The following is a 15408-nucleotide window of genomic DNA, read 5'->3' as shown; positions in this document are numbered from 1 at the left end:
CATGGACAGTCGGTTTCTCGTCGAGCTGGACCGGCGAATCCTCGTCGCGGACGGCGGTATGGGTACCGCCCTCCAGGCCTTCGACCTGTCGCTCGACGACTTCGCCCAGCTGGAGGGCTGTAACGAGATCCTCAACGACACCCGTCCCGACGTGGTGTCGGCGGTTCATCGCAGTTTCCTCGAAGCCGGGTGCGACGCCGTCGAGACCAACACGTTCGGCACGAACTACGGCAACTTCGGTGAGTACGGCATCCTCGACCGCATCCGGGAGCTGGCCGAGAAGGGCACGGTCCTGGCGCGGCAGTGTGCCGACGAGTACTCGACACCCGAGCGCCCCCGGTTCGTCCTGGGGTCGGTGGGACCGGGCACGAAACTGCCCACGCTCGGGCACGCTCCCTACTCCGTGCTGCGCGACGCCTACGTCGAGAACACGCTGGGAATGCTCGACGGCGGCGTGGACGCCGTGCTCGTGGAGACGTCGCAGGACCTGTTGCAGACCAAGGCGGCCGTCGTCGGCGCGAAGCGGGCGATGGCGCGAGCCGGGCGCCGGGTGCCGATCATCGCGCAGGTGACGGTGGAACAGACGGGAACGATGCTCGTCGGCTCGGAGATCGGTGCGGCGCTCACGGCGCTTGAGCCGCTGGGCATCGACGTGATCGGCATGAACTGTGCCACCGGGCCCGCCGAGATGAGCGAGCACCTGCGGGTGCTGTCCGAGCAGGCGCGTGTGCCTATCTCGGTGATGCCGAACGCGGGCCTGCCGGAACTCGGCCCGAACGGCGCGGTGTACCCGTTGCGGCCGGACGAACTCGCCGAGGCGCTGGCCACGTTCGCCAAGGACTTCGGGGCCCGCCTGGTGGGCGGGTGCTGCGGCACGACGCCGGAGCACTTGCGCGCGGTGGTGGAGGCGGTCTCGTCGCTGTCGCCCGCACAACGGCGGTCTCGGCACCTGCCGTCGGTGTCGTCGGTCTACCAGTCGGTTCCGTTCGAGCAGGACGCCTCGATCCTGAACGTGGGGGAGCGGACCAACGCGAACGGCTCGAAGAAGTTCCGCGAGGCGATGCTCGACGAGCGCTACGACGACTGCGTCGAGATCGCCAAGGCACAGACCCGCGAGGGCGCGCACGTGCTCGATCTGTGCGTCGACTACGTGGGCCGTGACGGCACGCGCGACATGGCCGAGCTGGCCTCCCGGCTCGCCACGGCGTCGACGCTGCCGATCATGGTCGACTCCACCGAACCCGACGTCGTGCGCACCGGCCTCGAACACTTCGGCGGGCGGTGTGCGATCAACTCGGTGAACTACGAGGACGGCACCGGACCGGAAAGCCGCTACCAGCGCGTCATGGAACTCGCGGTCGAGCACGGCGCCGCGGTGGTCGTCACCTGCATCGACGAGGAGGGCCAGGCTCGCACGGCAGACTGGAAGCTCCGGGTGGCCGAGCGCGCCATCGAGGACCTGACCACCAACTGGGGCCTGACGACGTCGTCGATCATCATCGACTGCCTCGTCTTCCCGATCACCACCGGTCAGGAGGAGGTCCGCAGGGACGCTCTCGAGACGATCGAGGCGATCCGCGAGCTGAAGAAGCGCCACCCGGACGTCCTGACCACCCTGGGGTTGTCCAACGTGTCGTTCGGTCTGAACCCGGCGGCGCGCCAGGTGCTGAACTCCGTGTTCCTGCACGAGTGCCGGGAGGCGGGACTCGACTCCGCGATCCTGAACTCGTCGAAGATCCTGCCGATGAACAAGATCGACGACGAGGCGCGGCAGGTGGCGCTCGACCTCGTCTACGACCGCCGGCGTGACGGTTACGACCCACTGCGGCGGCTCATGGAGCTGTTCGAGGGCAAGACCGCGTCTTCCGCCCGGGCCTCCCGCGCGGAGGAACTCGCGAGGCTGCCGCTGTTCGAACGGCTGGAGAAACGCATCGTCGAGGGTGAGGTCAACGGCCTCGAAGCCGACCTCGACGCCGCCATGCGGGAGAAGAACCCGATCGACATCATCAACGAGAACCTGCTCGCGGGCATGAAGGTCGTCGGCGAGCTGTTCGGCTCCGGTCAGATGCAGCTCCCGTTCGTGCTGCAGTCGGCCGAGGTGATGAAGACGGCGGTGGCCCACCTCGAACCGCACATGGAGAAGACCGACTCCGGTGGCAAGGGCAAGCTCCTGCTGGCCACGGTGAAGGGCGATGTTCACGACATCGGCAAGAACCTCGTCGACATCATCGTGTCGAACAACGGCTACGACGTCGTGAACATCGGCATCAAGCAGCCCATCAACGCGATCCTGGAGGCGGCGGAGGAGCACCGGGTCGACGCCATCGGGATGTCGGGCCTGCTGGTGAAGTCCACGGTGGTCATGAAGGACAACCTGCAGGAGATGAACTCCCGGGGGGTCGCGCGGAAGTACCCGGTGTTGCTCGGTGGGGCCGCGCTGACCCGCACGTACGTCGAGAACGACCTGGACGAGGTGTACGAGGGCGACGTCCGCTACGCCAAGGACGCCTTCGAGGGCCTGAAGTTGATGGACCGCGTGATGGCCGTCAAGCGTGGCGAGGCCCCCGAGGAGGACGAGGCCGAGCGGGCGAAGAAGGCGGAACGCAAGGCCCGCCGTGAGCGGTCGCTGCGCATCGCCGAGAAGCGCAGGGCCGAACAGGGTCCCGAACCCAGCCTGCACGACACCGCCCGTTCGGACGTCGACCCCGACGTACCCGTGCCCACGCCGCCTTTCTGGGGCTCCAAGGTGGTCAAGGGCATCGCCGTGGCGGACTACCTGTCGATGCTCGACGAGCGCGCGACGTTCCTCGGGCAGTGGGGGCTGCGCGGCGCGAGGAAGGGCGAGGGCCCCTCGTACGAGGAACTCGTGGAGACCGAGGGCAGGCCGAGACTGCGGGCCTGGATCGACGAGCTGTCCACCCGCGGCGTGCTCGCGCATGCCGCACTCGTGTACGGCTACTTCCCCTGCTACTCCGACGGCAACGACCTCGTCGTGGTGGACAAGGACGAACCGGACGCCGCCGAACGGTTGCGGTTCAGCTTCCCCCGGCAGCGCCGCGACCGCAGGCTGTGCCTCGCGGACTTCTTCCGGTCGAGGGAGAAGGCCGAGCAGACGGGACAGGTCGACGTGCTGCCGCTGCAGCTCGTGACGATGGGGCAGCCCATCGCCGACCACGCGAACGAGTTGTTCGCCCGCAACGCCTACCGGGACTACCTGGAGGTCCACGGGCTCGGCGTGCAGCTCACGGAGGCGCTGGCCGAGTACTGGCACCGCCGCATCCGGCAGGAGCTGCGCTTCTCATCGGGCACGCCGGTGGCGGCCGAGGACCCGGACGACGTGCGGCAGTTCTTCAAACTGGGCTACCGGGGCGCGCGGTTCTCCTTCGGCTACGGTGCTTGCCCGGACCTCGAAGACCGCGCGAAGATCGTGGAGCTGTTGGACGCCGAACGCATCGGTGTGACGTTGTCCGAGGAGTTCCAGCTGCATCCCGAGCAGTCGACGGATGCGATCGTGGCCCACCACCCCGAGGCCAAGTACTTCAACACGTGACCAGTGGGCTCACTCCCACGAGAAGAAAGGACATCATGAGCGCGAAGTTGCAGAAGGTGAACGGCCTCGAGTTCGCCGTCGCCGATCTGTCGTTGGCCGAGGCGGGTAGGCACCAGATCCGGCTGGCGGAGCACGAGATGCCCGGCCTGATGGCGACTCGCAGGGAGTACGCGGACTCCAAGCCACTGAAGGGCGCGAAGATCGCGGGTTCGCTGCACATGACCGTGCAGACCGCCGTGCTCATCGAAACCCTCGTGGAACTCGGCGCCGAGGTGCGCTGGGTGTCGTGCAACATCTTCTCCACCCAGGACGAGGCCGCAGCGGCGATCGTGGTCGGCCCGAACGGTACGCCGGAGAAGCCCGAAGGCGTGTCGGTCTTCGCCTGGAAGGGCGAGACCCTCGAGGACTACTGGTGGTGCACCGACCAGCTGTTCCGTTTCGGCGAGGACGGCCCGACAGGGCCTGACGGTCGGACCCTGCCAGCAGGTCCGAACATGATCCTCGACGACGGCGGTGACGCCACCCTGCTCGTGCACAAGGGTGTGGAGTTCGAGGCCGCGGGTGTCGTGCCGGAGCCGTCGGAGGACGACTCCGAGGAGTACAAGGTGGTGCTGGACACCCTGCGGAAGAGCCTCGCCGAGGACGCGGGCCGGTTCACCCGCATCGCGAAGAACATCAGGGGGGTCACCGAGGAGACCACCACGGGCGTGCACCGCCTGTACGAGTTCGCTCGTGGTGGGGACCTGCTCTTCCCGGCCATCAACGTCAACGACTCGGTGACGAAGTCGAAGTTCGACAACAAGTACGGCTGCCGCCACTCGCTGATCGACGGAATCAACCGTGCCACCGACACGTTGATCGGCGGCAAGGTCGCCGTGGTCTGCGGCTACGGCGACGTCGGCAAGGGCTGCGCCGAGTCGCTGCGTGGCCAGGGCGCCCGCGTGATCGTCACGGAGATCGACCCCATCTGCGCGTTGCAGGCGGCGATGGACGGATACCAGGTGACGGTGCTGGACGACGTCGTCGAGACCGCCGACATCTTCGTCACCACCACCGGTAACTTCAACATCATCACCGCCGAGCACATGTCTCGGATGAAGCACCAGGCGATCGTCGGCAACATCGGCCACTTCGACAACGAGATCGACGTCGCGGGCCTGGAGAAGACCCCCGGCATCAAGCACGTCGAGATCAAGCCGCAGGTCGACGAGTACGTCTTCCCCGACGGCCACTCGATCATCCTGCTGAGCAAGGGCAGGCTGCTCAACCTGGGCAACGCCACGGGGCACCCGAGCTTCGTGATGTCGAACAGCTTCACCAACCAGGTGATGGCGCAGATCGAGCTGTTCACCAAGCCCGGCGAGTACGACAAGCAGGTCTACGTCCTGCCGAAGAAGCTCGACGAGAAGGTGGCACGCCTGCACCTCGACGCCCTCGGCGTCAAGCTCACCAAGCTCACCAAGGAGCAGGCCGCCTACATCGGCGTCGACGTGGAAGGGCCCTACAAGCCCGACCACTACCGTTACTGACGGTGCTCGCTCGTGGAAGTCGTCGGCGATCCGAACGGATCGCCGACGCTTCCGCGGCGCCCGAAGGGAGTTGATCGTGCGGAGGGTTGTCGACCGGCTGGCGAGCGCGCGGTGCCCGACTTTCTCGGTGGAGTTCTTCCCACCCCGCGACGAGGCGGACGAGGCCGTCCTGTGGCGGTCGATCCGCGAGCTGGAGCCGCTTGACCCCGCGTACATGTCCATCACCTACGGAGCGGGCGGGTCCAGCCGCGAGGGGACCATCCGCAACATCGCCCGCGTCGCCACCGACACCACGCTGGTGCCCATGGCGCATCTGACGGCCGTCAACCACTCCGTGTCGGAACTGCGCCACGTCATCGGGCACTTCGCCGCGGTGGGTGTGCGCAACATCCTCGCGCTGCGCGGTGACCCGCCGGGTGACCCGATGGGGGAGTGGGTGGCGCACCCGCAGGGCCTGTCCTACGCCGAGGAGCTCGTGCGTCTCGTCCGTGAGCTGGGCGACTTCTGCGTGGGTGTTTCGGCGTTCCCGTACGGCCACCCGCGCTCCGCCGATCTGGAAACGGACACCAGGTACCTCGTGCGGAAACTGAACGCGGGAGCCGACTTCGCGATCGCGCAGTTGTTCTTCGAGGCCGAGGACTTCCTGAGGTTGCGCGATCGGGTGGCCGCGGCGGGCAGTGACGCGCTGATGCTGCCCGGCATCATGCCGCTCACCACTCCCCGGACCTGGCACAAGACCATCGAACTGTCCGGTGCGACGCCACCCCGGTGGCTGTCCGAGCGCCTCGAACCGCTGACCGGCGACCCGAAGGCGTTCCGGGCCGAGGGGCTCGACACCATCACGGAGCTGTGCGAACGGCTCCTCGCCGAGGGAGTCCCGGAGCTGCACTTCTACACCTTCAACCGGTCGAAGGCCACCAGGGAGCTGGTGGACCGGCTCGGTCTGCGATCACCGCGGGCGGAGCCCGCAGCCGCCGCCCGGTGGTGAACCGGGCGGCGGCTGCGCGACGCTCGCGTATGCGGTGTGGTGGCTGGACCATGGTCGCCACACCGCACACACCGGTTGACTGCTGGTGTGGACACCTCGTTTCTGACACACGATCTTCCGTTTCTGCTCACCGTGGGTGCCGCTCTGGGTAGCGGTGTGGTCGCGGGCGTGCTGTTCGCGTTCTCGTCCTTCGTGATGCGGGCACTGTCGACCCTGCCCGCCGACACGGGGATCGCCGCGATGCGGGCGATCAACACGGCCGCGTTGAAGCCCGCGTTCCTGTCGGTGTTCGGGGGAACGGCTGTGCTCGCGCCCTCACCGCTCGTGCTTTCGCTGGTCGGTGACGGCGATTCCGTGGGTTCGCTCGCGGTGGGCTGCGTGCTCTACGTCGCCGGAACCGTGGGAATCACCAGGATCGCCCACCTGCCCAGGAATTGGGCGCTCGACAATGTTCCGGACGGGCCGGAGGCGACGCGATTGTGGGCGCGTTATCTGAAGGAGTGGACGCGCTGGAACCACGTGCGTACGGCCACCTCCGCGGCGGCGTCCATTGTGTTCACTGTGTCCGCCGTCTCGGCTCTCGTCGCGTAGCCGAGGGCCACGGCGGCGTCTCAGAAACCCTTACTAGTCTGGGAAGTGGCAATGCGTCTATGGTTGGCGATTCGCACTGATGCCGGGCGAGGTGGGTATGACGAGTGCACGGGACCGCAACGGTCGGCCGCAACAGCCAGGTGAATTCCGCGTGACGTGGCGGGGCTTCGATCGTGACGAAGTCAGAAAGCACGTGCGAGAACTGCTGGACGCCCTTCACGCGGTGACCGCCGACCGGGACGCCGCGGCCGAATACGTTCGCTCCCAGTCGGCGGAACTGGCCGCGTTGCGCCAGGAAAACGAGAAATTGCGGCAGCGTCTCGACCGCGTGTGCCGGACTCCGGTGGAGATCGACGGTCTTTCCGAGCGGTTGTGGCACATGGTGGACCTCGCGCAGCGGGAGGCGCAGGACATCCTCACCGGGGCTCGGGCCGAAGCCGACCGCCGACGAGCCGAGCTCGACAAGCGCGAGGCCGAGCTGGAGGAGCGTCGGGCCGAGCTGGAGTCGCAGCACCGGGAACTCGTGCGTCGCGTCAAGGCCGATGCCGCCGCCGAGGCGGAGCGGGCCGAACGCGAGCGCAGGGAGGCCGACGAGCGCGCCACGCGCCGCAGGCAGGAACTCGAGCGGGACTTCGCGAAGAATCTCGCCGTGCGCAGGGACGAGCTGAACCGGGCGCTCGCGCGACGCGAGGAGGCCGCGAAGGCCGAGGCCGAGCGGATCCTGTCGGAAGCCACCGTGCGAGCCGAGCGCATCGTGGCCGACGCCACCGCGCGCGTGCGCACTCTGGAGGCGGCGCGCCGCAAGGCGGCCTCGGAGCTGCGCGCGGCCCGCGACGCGCTTGCCGGTGCGTTGCCGCTGTTGGAGCCGCTGCCCGACGAGGTCGCGGCCGACCGCACCGGTCCGAAGGCCGCGGCCGAGTCGCCGGAGCCGACGCCGGTCGAGGCGACGAAGCCCGCAGCACCCACCGGGCCCGGGCTGCCCAGGTTGCCTGCCGTGCTGTCGGTGGCCGCGGCGGGTAACGGTTCCGGTCCGCGACCGGTGCCCCCGCACACGCGGGCGGCGAGGGCCGAACTGCCTGCTCGGCGCATTGCGGGACCGACCGTGTCGAGCGCGAGGTGAGGGCCGGTATCGTCGTCATGATGGTCCGGATGAAGACGCCGGATGAAGGCTCCGGGTGAAGGCGAGGAGGTGAGCGGATGGCTCGGCCGTGCGTGCTGTTGAAGTACGGCGAACTGATGCTCAAGGGCCGCAATCGCGGCAGGTTCGAGGAGTACCTGCGCGAGTCCCTTCGGCATGCGGTGGAGGGCGCGTCCGTTCCCGTCCGGATCTCCCAGCGACCGGGAGTGGTGGTGCTCTCCGGAGCGCCGGTGCCGGAGCTGCTCGAGTGTGCGCACAGGGTGATCGGCGTCAGCGTCGTGCAACCCGCACTGCGCACGAGCCGCACCGTGGACGACGCGGTGGCGGCGGTGTCGCAGGCGCTCACCGAGCGGTTCGGCAGCCCCGAGACGGCCGAGCGGCGGCGGTTCGCGGTCCGCGCCCACCGCAGGGACAAGACGTTCCCGATGGGTTCGGAGCAGGTGGCCGCCCACGTGGGCAGCCGCGTCGTCGAGGAGTGGGGCTGGCCCGTCGACCTCAGCAACCCCGAGGTCGAGATCACCATCGAGGTGGACCAGCGCGAGGTGTTCGTCTCCCTGGACAAGCAGCGCGGCCAGGGCGGCCTGCCGGTCGGTGCCAGCGGGCGGGCGCTCGTCATGCTCTCGGGCGGGTACGACTCGCCGGTGGCCGCCTACCGTGCCATGCGACGCGGCCTTCGATGTGACTTCGTCCATTTCACGGGAGCTCCGTTGACGGGGCCGTCGTCGACGTACAAGGCGTACGCGTTGGTGCGTCAGCTCGACCGGTTCCAGGGCGGCTCCCGGCTGCACGTGATCCCCATCGGCAACGCGCAGCGTGCGCTGGCGACGGCGGGCGCGGGAAACCTCCAGATCGTCGCGCAGCGCAGGTTGATGGTGCGCACCGCCGACGCGCTTGCCGCCGAACTCGGTGCGCAGGCGCTGGTCACGGGCGACAGTCTCGGTCAGGTGGCGAGCCAGACGCTCGCCAACATGGCGACGGTCGAGCAGGCGGCGGAACTGCCGCTGCTGCGCCCGCTCCTGGCCTGGGACAAGGAGGAGATCATCGCCGAGGCACGCCGCATCGGCACGGCCGACATCTCGAAGCTGCCCGACGAGGACTGTTGCAGCCTGTTGACGCCTCCCCGTGTCGCCACGAGAACCACCCCGTCGCAGCTGGTGAACGTCGAGCGCCGGATGGAGCTGGACGAGCTGGTGCCCAAGCTGCTCGCGGACGTGCAGGTTCACGTCCCCGGCGCGGCGTGAACGTCGTTCAGCGCCGTCCCCGGGCGTAAGCGGAGGGTGTGACACCGAGCAGGCGGGTGAAGTGCCGGGTCAGATGCGCCTGGTCGTAGAACCCGGCCGATGCCGCCGCCTCGGCGCAGGTGCTTCCTGCGAGGATGTGGCGGCGAGCGAGCTCGATGCGGCGCTGGGTGAGACAACGGTGCGGAGGCGCCCCGTACTCGCGGCCGAAGGTCCGTACCAGGTGTGCTCGGTGGGTGTGCGGCTGTCGTGCGGACTCCTCCAGCGTCACACCCGGGACCACACGGGCGTCGAGCAGTTCCCGGAGAACGCGGGCGAGTTTGCCGTCGTGCCGGCGCGGAGGCGCTGTGGCGTGGCGTAGGTGTTTTCGGAGCCGGTCGACGACGAGTGCGAGTTCGCTCTCCACGGCGAGGCCCTCGCCTTTCATCGCGACGGTGGTGTGCAGGTGATGGAGTCGCCTGCACAACCACACGTCCCGTACGGAGGGACGGTCGACCGCTGGGCCTATGAGCCGTTCGGCGTCCATGCCGAACACCGCGGAATCCAGGTACACCACCCGCTTCCGGAACCCGTGTGATGTCGCGGCGCTCCCGTCGTGAGCCACGTGTGGCGGCAGCACCGTGACGACCGAGCGCAGAGCACCGTGGTCGTGCCGGTGAAGGATGTACCGCACGGCGCCGTGGTCGACGATCAACAGCGCCCAGGTCTCGTGGGTGTGGAGCGGGTAGGCGTGGTCGGTGAAGTGGGCGTGGAAGACCTCGCGGATGCCCTCCACCGAGGGTGCCCATGCGGCGACGCGCGCGGTGTGCCGGAAGGGGCCGACCATGCGACGAACGTACAAGACCCAGGCGGCGGTTCCCTGCGACGGTGTGTTCGTGACTTCCACCAAGATCGCGGTCGTGCTGCGTACCGACCTGCAGACCTGGCAACGGTTGAACGTGTGTTCCTTCCTGGTGAGCGGGCTCGCCGCCACCGAGCCGACGCTGGTCGGCAAGCCCTATCAGGACGCCGACGGCACTGGGTACCTTCCGATGCTCGGCCATCCCGTCCTGGTCTTCGAAGCGGAGAAGGAGGTACTCACCAGTGCCCGCACACGGGCGTTGGAGCGGGGACTGCGCCCGGCCGTGTTCACGTCGGAGTTGTTCGCCACCGGCAACGACGAGGCCAACCGCGCGGCTGTGAGGGCCGTGCGAGGAAACGATCTGGACCTGGTGGGACTGCTCGTGTTCGGTCCGCGCAATTCCGTGGACAAAGTGGTCAGGGGAGCGCGGTTGCATCCCTGACGAGGCCTTGCCGGGAGTGCCACTCAGGTGCGGTGACCGAGGTGTTTTCACCGGTCACCACCTGCGGGATTCACCCGGTTGATACTGTGTGCAGCCGTGGGGAATCTCCGGTCGCGAGTGGTGTCGTGGTTCACGCGTCGCTACTTCGCGCGTGTACAGAAAAAAGGCCTCGACCTTTCGAAGATGGCCTTGTTGCCGGACGGCGTGTTGATGCCACTGCGTCGCGACGGTCTGGACCCGGTGGCGGAACTGAGGCGGAAGCGGGCCGAGGAACCGGTCAGCAAGTTGCCCGTGCCGTTCGGTCTCAACCTGTGGTTGGTGTCGGGTTACGACGAGGCCAAGGCCGTACTCGGTGACGCCAAGACCTTCAGCAACGACTTCACCAACCTCGTCGGCAAGACCAGCGTTCAGGCCGACGACAATCCCGGCGGCCTCGGTTTCGCGGACCCGCCCGTGCACACGCGCCTGCGGCGGCTGTTGACGCCCGAGTTCACGATGCGCCGCCTGTCCCGCCTGAAGCCCGGTATCGAGCGGATCGTGAACGAGCGCCTCGACGCCATGGCCAGGGCCGACGGTCCGGTCGACCTCGTGGAGGAGTTCGCGCTGCCGATTCCGTCGCTGGTGATCTGTGAGCTTCTCGGCGTTCCGTACGAGGACCGCGACGAGTTCCAGCACCTCGCGGTGCAGAGGTTCGACCTCTTCGGTGGCGCGGGAGCCTCGCTCGGTGCGATCTCCGAGTCACTGGAGTACCTGCTGGGGGTGGTGCGCAAGGAGCGCGAGAACCCCGGTGACGGACTCCTCGGCATGATCATCAAGGAGCACGGCGACGAGGTCGAGGACCGTGAGCTCGCCGGGTTGGCCGACGGGGTGCTGACGGGTGGCTTCGAGACGACGGCGAGCATGCTCTCGCTCGGGGCTCTCGTGCTGCTGCGCGACCAGGACTCCTTCAAGCGCGTCCACGACGACGACGAGGTGGTGCACGGCTTCGTCGAGGAACTCCTGCGGTACCTCACCGTGGTGCAGGTGGCGTTCCCCCGCTTCGCGCGGGAGGACATCGAGATCGGCGGCAAGAACATCGGGAAGGGCGACATGGTGGTGGTGTCGCTGAGCGGTGCCAACCGTGACGAGAAGCTGGGGGAGAGCCTCGAGATCTTCGACGGCACCAGGCCCGCGTCGTCCCACCTCGCGTTCGGTTACGGCGTGCACCGTTGTGTCGGGGCCGAGTTGGCCCGTATGGAGCTGCGCGCGGCCTACCCGGCCCTTGTGCGACGGTTCCCGAAGATGCGGCTGGCCGTTCCCGCCGAGGAGCTGGAGTTCCGCAAGACGTCGATCGTCTACGGCGTGGAGAAGCTCCCCGTCCTCGTCGACTGACCGCGCGGTTCAGCCGCCCGCCATCGCTCCGACCACGAGCAGCGGCTCGGTCCCGCTGACCACGGCGGTGGGCAGCGGGGTGTCGGGCGGCTGGTGCGACAGGTCCTCCTCACATGCGAAGAACCGCACGAAGGCCCGTCGCCGCTTGGTGTTGTGGTCGCGGATCGCGCCGCGCAGCACCGGGTAGTCGGATTCGAGGGCATCGAGCACAGCGCCCAGCGTCACCGCCCCGGTGACGTCGAGCACCACCTCCCCGTCGACGCGGGCCAGGGTGCGCAGATGCGGAGGAAGAGTCACACGGATCATGGCAGTGTCTGCACCTCCACGGAGAGCACGGGCGGAAGGTCGCGAACGATCGGCGTCCAGTTGTCCCCGGCGTCGGCGGACGCGTACACCTGCCCGCCGGTGGTGCCGAAGTAGACGCCGCACTCGTCGAGGGAGTCGACGGCCATGGCGTCCCGCAGCACGTTGACATAGCAGTGTTCCTGGGGCAGTCCGCCTGTGAGCGGTTCCCATTCGTGTCCGCCGCTGCGGCTGCGGTACACGCGCAACCGGCCGTCGAGCGGGACGTGCAGGGAGTCGCTGGTGATGGGGACGACGTACACCGTGTCGGGGTCGTGGGCGTGGACGTCGATCGGGAAGCCGAAGTCGGTGGGCAGGTCGCCTGAGATCTTGTACCAGCTCCGGCCGTCGTCGTCGGAACGCATCACGTGCCAGTGCTTCTGCATGTACAGCGTGTCGGGCCGGTCGGGATGGCGGGCGAGATTGTGCACGCAGTGCCCGACCTCGGCGTCGGGGTCGGGGATGCCCTCGCTGACCAAGCCCTTGTTGGCAGGCGTCCAATTCACGCCGCCGTCGTCGCTGGCGAACACCCCGGCCGCCGAGATGGCCACGCGGAGGCGCTGCTCGTCGCGTGGATCGAGCAGGATGGTGTGCAGGCACATGCCTCCCGCGCCGGGTTGCCACGACGGGCCGGACTCGTGCGTCCGGAGCCCCGGCAGCTCCTGCCACGTGCCGCCACCGTCGTCGCTGCGGAAGAGGGCGGCGTCCTCCACGCCCGCGTAGACCCGATCCGGGTCCGTGGGGGAGGGTTCGAGGTGCCAGACGCGTGTGAACTCCCACGGCCGCTGACTGCCGTCGTACCACTGGTGGGTGCCCGGCTCACCGACGTAGGCGAACTCGTTGCCCACGGGTTGCCAGGTCTTCCCTCCGTCGTCGGAGCGTTGCACCTGCTGGCCGAACCAGCCACCCGACTGTGACGCGTACAGCCGGTCGGGGTCGGCGGGAGAAGCGGCGACGTGGTAGATCTCCCAGCCCCCGAAGAAGGGACCGTCGACCTCCCACTCGTCGCGTCGGCCGTCGGCGGTCAGCACGAACGCGCCCTTGCGTGTCCCCACGAGTACCCGGACTCGGCTCATCTTGATCTCTCCTTCGAGGTCACAGCGGTGACGTCATGAATGTAACGGAAGTCACTTTCAAATAACAAGTCGTTACTTCGGATAATGCATCGTTCGTGTGTTCGATTTCGAGCCACTTCGACGTCTACCAGCCGACTCCGACAAAAAGGGACCTTCTGCCTCGACTACCCCTGCATGGGCCATCCCCACCCGGGTAGCCGGAACTCGACGGGACGTGTCTGACCAGGGAGGACGACATGAAGGCCGTGGTGTACCGGGGTCCCAACGAAATCCAGGTCGAGCAGGTGGAGGACCCCAGGATCGAGCAGCCGACCGACGTGATCATACGGGTCACCACGACGGCGATCTGCGGGTCCGACCTCCACATGTACGAAGGCCGCACGGTGGCCGAGCCCGGCATCGTGTTCGGTCACGAGAACATGGGCGTGGTCGAGGAGGTCGGCTCCGGCGTCGCGAGTGTGAAGAAGGGCGACCGCGTCGTCCTGCCGTTCAACATCGCGTGTGGTTTCTGCCGTAACTGCCTCGCGGGCAAGACGGGGTTCTGCCTGACCGCGAACCCGGGGTTCGCGGGAAGTGCGTACGGCTATGTCGGCATGGGCCCGTACAAGGGCGGCCAGGCCGAGTACCTGAGGGTGCCGTTCGCGGACTTCAACTGCCTGCAACTGCCACGCGGTGAAGAGCACGAGGACGACTTCGCCATGCTGGCCGACATCTTCCCCACCGGCTATCACTCGACGGAGATGGCCGGGGTCTCCCCGGGCGACACCGTCGCCGTGTACGGGGCGGGGCCGGTCGGGCTCATGGCCGCGTACTCCTCGATCCTCCGGGGTGCCTCGAAGGTGTTCGTGGTCGACCGGGTGGCCAACCGGCTGCGGGTCGCCGAGGAGATCGGCGCGATCCCGATCGACTTCACCAAGGGCAGCGCACCCGAACAGATCGTGGACCAGACGGACGGTGGGGTCGACCGCGGTCTCGACGCGGTGGGCTACCAGGCCACGGTGCCCGAGGGTGAGGAGCAGCCCGCCGTGGTGTTGAACGACCTCATCGAGACGGTGCGGCCGACGGGTTCGCTGGGTGTCGTGGGGCTCTACCTGCCGAAGGACCCCGGAGGCCCGACGGAGGACGCCCGCAACGGAAGGCTGCTCATCAACATCGGTCGCTTCTTCGAGAAGGGGCTGAGGATGGGCACCGGTCAGGCGAACGTCAAGGCGTACAACCGGCAGCTCCGTGACCTCATCATCGCGGGACGGGCGGAACCGAGCTTCGTGGTCTCGCAGCGCCGCCCCCTCGACGAGGCCGCCGATGCCTATGCCCGGTTCGACCGGCGCGAGGAGGGCTACACGAAGGTGGTGCTCAAGCCCTGAGTCACCCTCACGGAGGACCTTCTCCGAGCGCGGACCACGTCCGGGTGGAACCGGGCGTGGTTCGTCCAGGTGGATTACGCCGATCAGGTGTGAAACGCACGTAGGGGGGAATTCCCCACTACCCGAGGAGGGAGGGAACGATGAGTTACTCGTCCGCGCAGCCCTGGCGTGCCACGGCGGGCATGCGTTCGCGTCCGGCGCTGCAGACGGCCGCGGGTGTGGTCGGCGCGGTGTTCTTGCTGGTCGGAATCCTGGGATTCATTCCCGGTGTCACGACCAACTACGGCGAAATGCAGTTCGCCGGGCACGAATCCGAAGCCATGCTGTTCGGCGTGTTCCAGGTGTCGATCCTGCACAACATCGTGCACCTGCTGTTCGGTATCGCCGGGCTCGCCATGATGCGTACGGCGAGCGCTGCTCGCGCGTTCCTCATCGGCGGTGGCCTGATCTACCTCGCGTTGTGGATCTACGGCTTGATCGTCGGCAACGAGTCCGCCGCGAACTTCGTGCCTCTCAACACCGCTGACGACTGGCTTCACCTGGGTCTGGCGATCGGCATGATCGGGCTGGGCTTGCTGCTGGGAGCGGGAGGTCGCCAACAGGCCGAAACGTCGCGCTGACGCTTTCGCGCGTTCGGCAACGGACGAACCACCCTGTCCGGCGGACCAGGGTGGTTTCGTCGTGTCCGGAACACTCGCCCTGAATGTCCACAATAGACATAGCAATCGGGCTTTTCGCTCGGACAGGGCGTCAACTCTTCCTCTTGCGCAGCCGTAGATTTCGATGTGCCCCAGGCGTGGGCGTCGTATCGGCTCGCGCCTCACGCTTACTCAGATACGTCCATCCCGGACTGTTGGTCACTGCTCTGTCGTTTTGGACCGAGCACGGACGACACGTGCGCCAGGGTGGCTGCGGAGCGTGCCGGCACGGTGACGAGC

At 67.8% G+C, this 15408-nt stretch carries 13 protein-coding genes; 10 read left to right on the top strand and 3 right to left on the bottom strand.

Annotation, left to right across the window (positions count from 1 at the left end):
• Position 1: 1 nt before the first annotated feature.
• From metH to thiI, 6 genes are all read left to right on the top strand, one after another.
• Positions 2 to 3550 carry a methionine synthase gene (gene metH, locus SACCYDRAFT_RS17440; RefSeq protein ID WP_005458183.1) on the top strand — a complete coding sequence of 1183 codons (3549 nt, stop codon included), beginning with the start codon at positions 2 to 4 and terminating at the stop codon, positions 3548 to 3550.
• 35 nt (positions 3551 to 3585) lie between these two features.
• Positions 3586 to 5079, top strand: coding sequence for an adenosylhomocysteinase (ahcY, locus tag SACCYDRAFT_RS17435; protein ID WP_005458181.1), 1494 nt, complete (start codon positions 3586 to 3588; stop codon positions 5077 to 5079).
• A gap of 76 nt (positions 5080 to 5155) precedes the next feature.
• On the top strand, positions 5156 to 6067 hold the full coding sequence (locus tag SACCYDRAFT_RS17430) for a methylenetetrahydrofolate reductase (protein ID WP_005458179.1): 912 nt from the start codon (positions 5156 to 5158) through the stop codon (positions 6065 to 6067).
• Positions 6068 to 6154: 87 nt separating this feature from the next.
• Positions 6155 to 6658 (top strand): anthrone oxygenase family protein, encoded by a 504-nt coding sequence (locus tag SACCYDRAFT_RS17425; RefSeq protein WP_005458178.1) that lies wholly within the window; start codon positions 6155 to 6157, stop codon positions 6656 to 6658.
• A 97-nt stretch (positions 6659 to 6755) separates the two neighbouring features.
• The gene (locus SACCYDRAFT_RS17420) at positions 6756 to 7778 is read left to right on the top strand and encodes a hypothetical protein (RefSeq protein ID WP_005458176.1); all 1023 of its coding nucleotides are present in this window, start codon (positions 6756 to 6758) and stop codon (positions 7776 to 7778) included.
• Positions 7779 to 7855: 77 nt separating this feature from the next.
• Positions 7856 to 9037, top strand: coding sequence for a tRNA uracil 4-sulfurtransferase ThiI (gene thiI, locus SACCYDRAFT_RS17415; RefSeq protein WP_005458173.1), 1182 nt, complete (start codon positions 7856 to 7858; stop codon positions 9035 to 9037).
• Between the two features lie 7 nt (positions 9038 to 9044).
• Here thiI and SACCYDRAFT_RS17410 read toward each other — a convergent pair whose 3' ends face one another.
• Positions 9045 to 9860, bottom strand: a complete 816-nt coding sequence (locus SACCYDRAFT_RS17410) for a helix-turn-helix transcriptional regulator (RefSeq protein WP_005458171.1) — start codon at positions 9858 to 9860, stop codon at positions 9045 to 9047.
• Here SACCYDRAFT_RS17410 and SACCYDRAFT_RS17405 point away from each other — a divergent pair.
• Positions 9859 to 10317: a DUF2000 domain-containing protein gene (locus tag SACCYDRAFT_RS17405; RefSeq protein ID WP_005458169.1), complete on the top strand. Its 459-nt coding sequence runs from the start codon at positions 9859 to 9861 to the stop codon at positions 10315 to 10317. The two genes, SACCYDRAFT_RS17410 and SACCYDRAFT_RS17405, sit on opposite strands and share 2 nt — an antisense overlap.
• Before the next feature lie 96 nt (positions 10318 to 10413).
• Entirely contained in the window at positions 10414 to 11688 is a 1275-nt protein-coding gene (locus SACCYDRAFT_RS17400) for a cytochrome P450 (RefSeq protein ID WP_198284938.1), read from the top strand.
• Positions 11689 to 11697: 9 nt separating this feature from the next.
• Here the strand turns inward: SACCYDRAFT_RS17400 and SACCYDRAFT_RS17395 are convergent, their stop codons facing one another.
• On the bottom strand, positions 11698 to 11994 hold the full coding sequence (locus SACCYDRAFT_RS17395; protein ID WP_005458166.1) for a MoaD/ThiS family protein: 297 nt from the start codon (positions 11992 to 11994) through the stop codon (positions 11698 to 11700).
• The gene (locus tag SACCYDRAFT_RS17390) at positions 11991 to 13106 is read right to left on the bottom strand and encodes a WD40/YVTN/BNR-like repeat-containing protein (protein ID WP_005458165.1); all 1116 of its coding nucleotides are present in this window, start codon (positions 13104 to 13106) and stop codon (positions 11991 to 11993) included. Before SACCYDRAFT_RS17390 ends, SACCYDRAFT_RS17395 begins: the two co-directional genes overlap by 4 nt.
• 236 nt (positions 13107 to 13342) lie before the next feature.
• Here SACCYDRAFT_RS17390 and SACCYDRAFT_RS17385 point away from each other — a divergent pair, with 236 nt between their 5' ends.
• Both SACCYDRAFT_RS17385 and SACCYDRAFT_RS17380 read left to right on the top strand, forming a co-directional pair.
• Positions 13343 to 14470: a glutathione-independent formaldehyde dehydrogenase gene (locus SACCYDRAFT_RS17385; protein WP_005458163.1), complete on the top strand. Its 1128-nt coding sequence runs from the start codon at positions 13343 to 13345 to the stop codon at positions 14468 to 14470.
• Between the two features lie 140 nt (positions 14471 to 14610).
• On the top strand, positions 14611 to 15090 hold the full coding sequence (locus tag SACCYDRAFT_RS17380) for a DUF4383 domain-containing protein (RefSeq protein ID WP_005458161.1): 480 nt from the start codon (positions 14611 to 14613) through the stop codon (positions 15088 to 15090).
• Positions 15091 to 15408 lie beyond the last annotated feature (318 nt).

The sequence above is a fragment of the Saccharomonospora cyanea NA-134 genome (genome assembly GCF_000244975.1).
Lineage (GTDB): Bacteria > Actinomycetota > Actinomycetes > Mycobacteriales > Pseudonocardiaceae > Saccharomonospora > Saccharomonospora cyanea.
This window is presented reverse-complemented; position numbering and strand designations above follow the sequence as displayed.

Coding starts and splice junctions, on each gene's coding strand:
- metH (WP_005458183.1), top strand. CDS start 2: ATGGACAGTCGGTTTCTCGTCGAGCTGGACCGGCGAATCCTCGTCGCG.
- SACCYDRAFT_RS17410 (WP_005458171.1), bottom strand. CDS start 9,860: ATGGTCGGCCCCTTCCGGCACACCGCGCGCGTCGCCGCATGGGCACCC.
- ahcY (WP_005458181.1), top strand. CDS start 3,586: ATGAGCGCGAAGTTGCAGAAGGTGAACGGCCTCGAGTTCGCCGTCGCC.
- SACCYDRAFT_RS17405 (WP_005458169.1), top strand. CDS start 9,859: ATGCGACGAACGTACAAGACCCAGGCGGCGGTTCCCTGCGACGGTGTG.
- SACCYDRAFT_RS17395 (WP_005458166.1), bottom strand. CDS start 11,994: ATGATCCGTGTGACTCTTCCTCCGCATCTGCGCACCCTGGCCCGCGTC.
- SACCYDRAFT_RS17420 (WP_005458176.1), top strand. CDS start 6,756: ATGACGAGTGCACGGGACCGCAACGGTCGGCCGCAACAGCCAGGTGAA.
- thiI (WP_005458173.1), top strand. CDS start 7,856: ATGGCTCGGCCGTGCGTGCTGTTGAAGTACGGCGAACTGATGCTCAAG.
- SACCYDRAFT_RS17380 (WP_005458161.1), top strand. CDS start 14,611: ATGAGTTACTCGTCCGCGCAGCCCTGGCGTGCCACGGCGGGCATGCGT.
- SACCYDRAFT_RS17390 (WP_005458165.1), bottom strand. CDS start 13,106: ATGAGCCGAGTCCGGGTACTCGTGGGGACACGCAAGGGCGCGTTCGTG.
- SACCYDRAFT_RS17385 (WP_005458163.1), top strand. CDS start 13,343: ATGAAGGCCGTGGTGTACCGGGGTCCCAACGAAATCCAGGTCGAGCAG.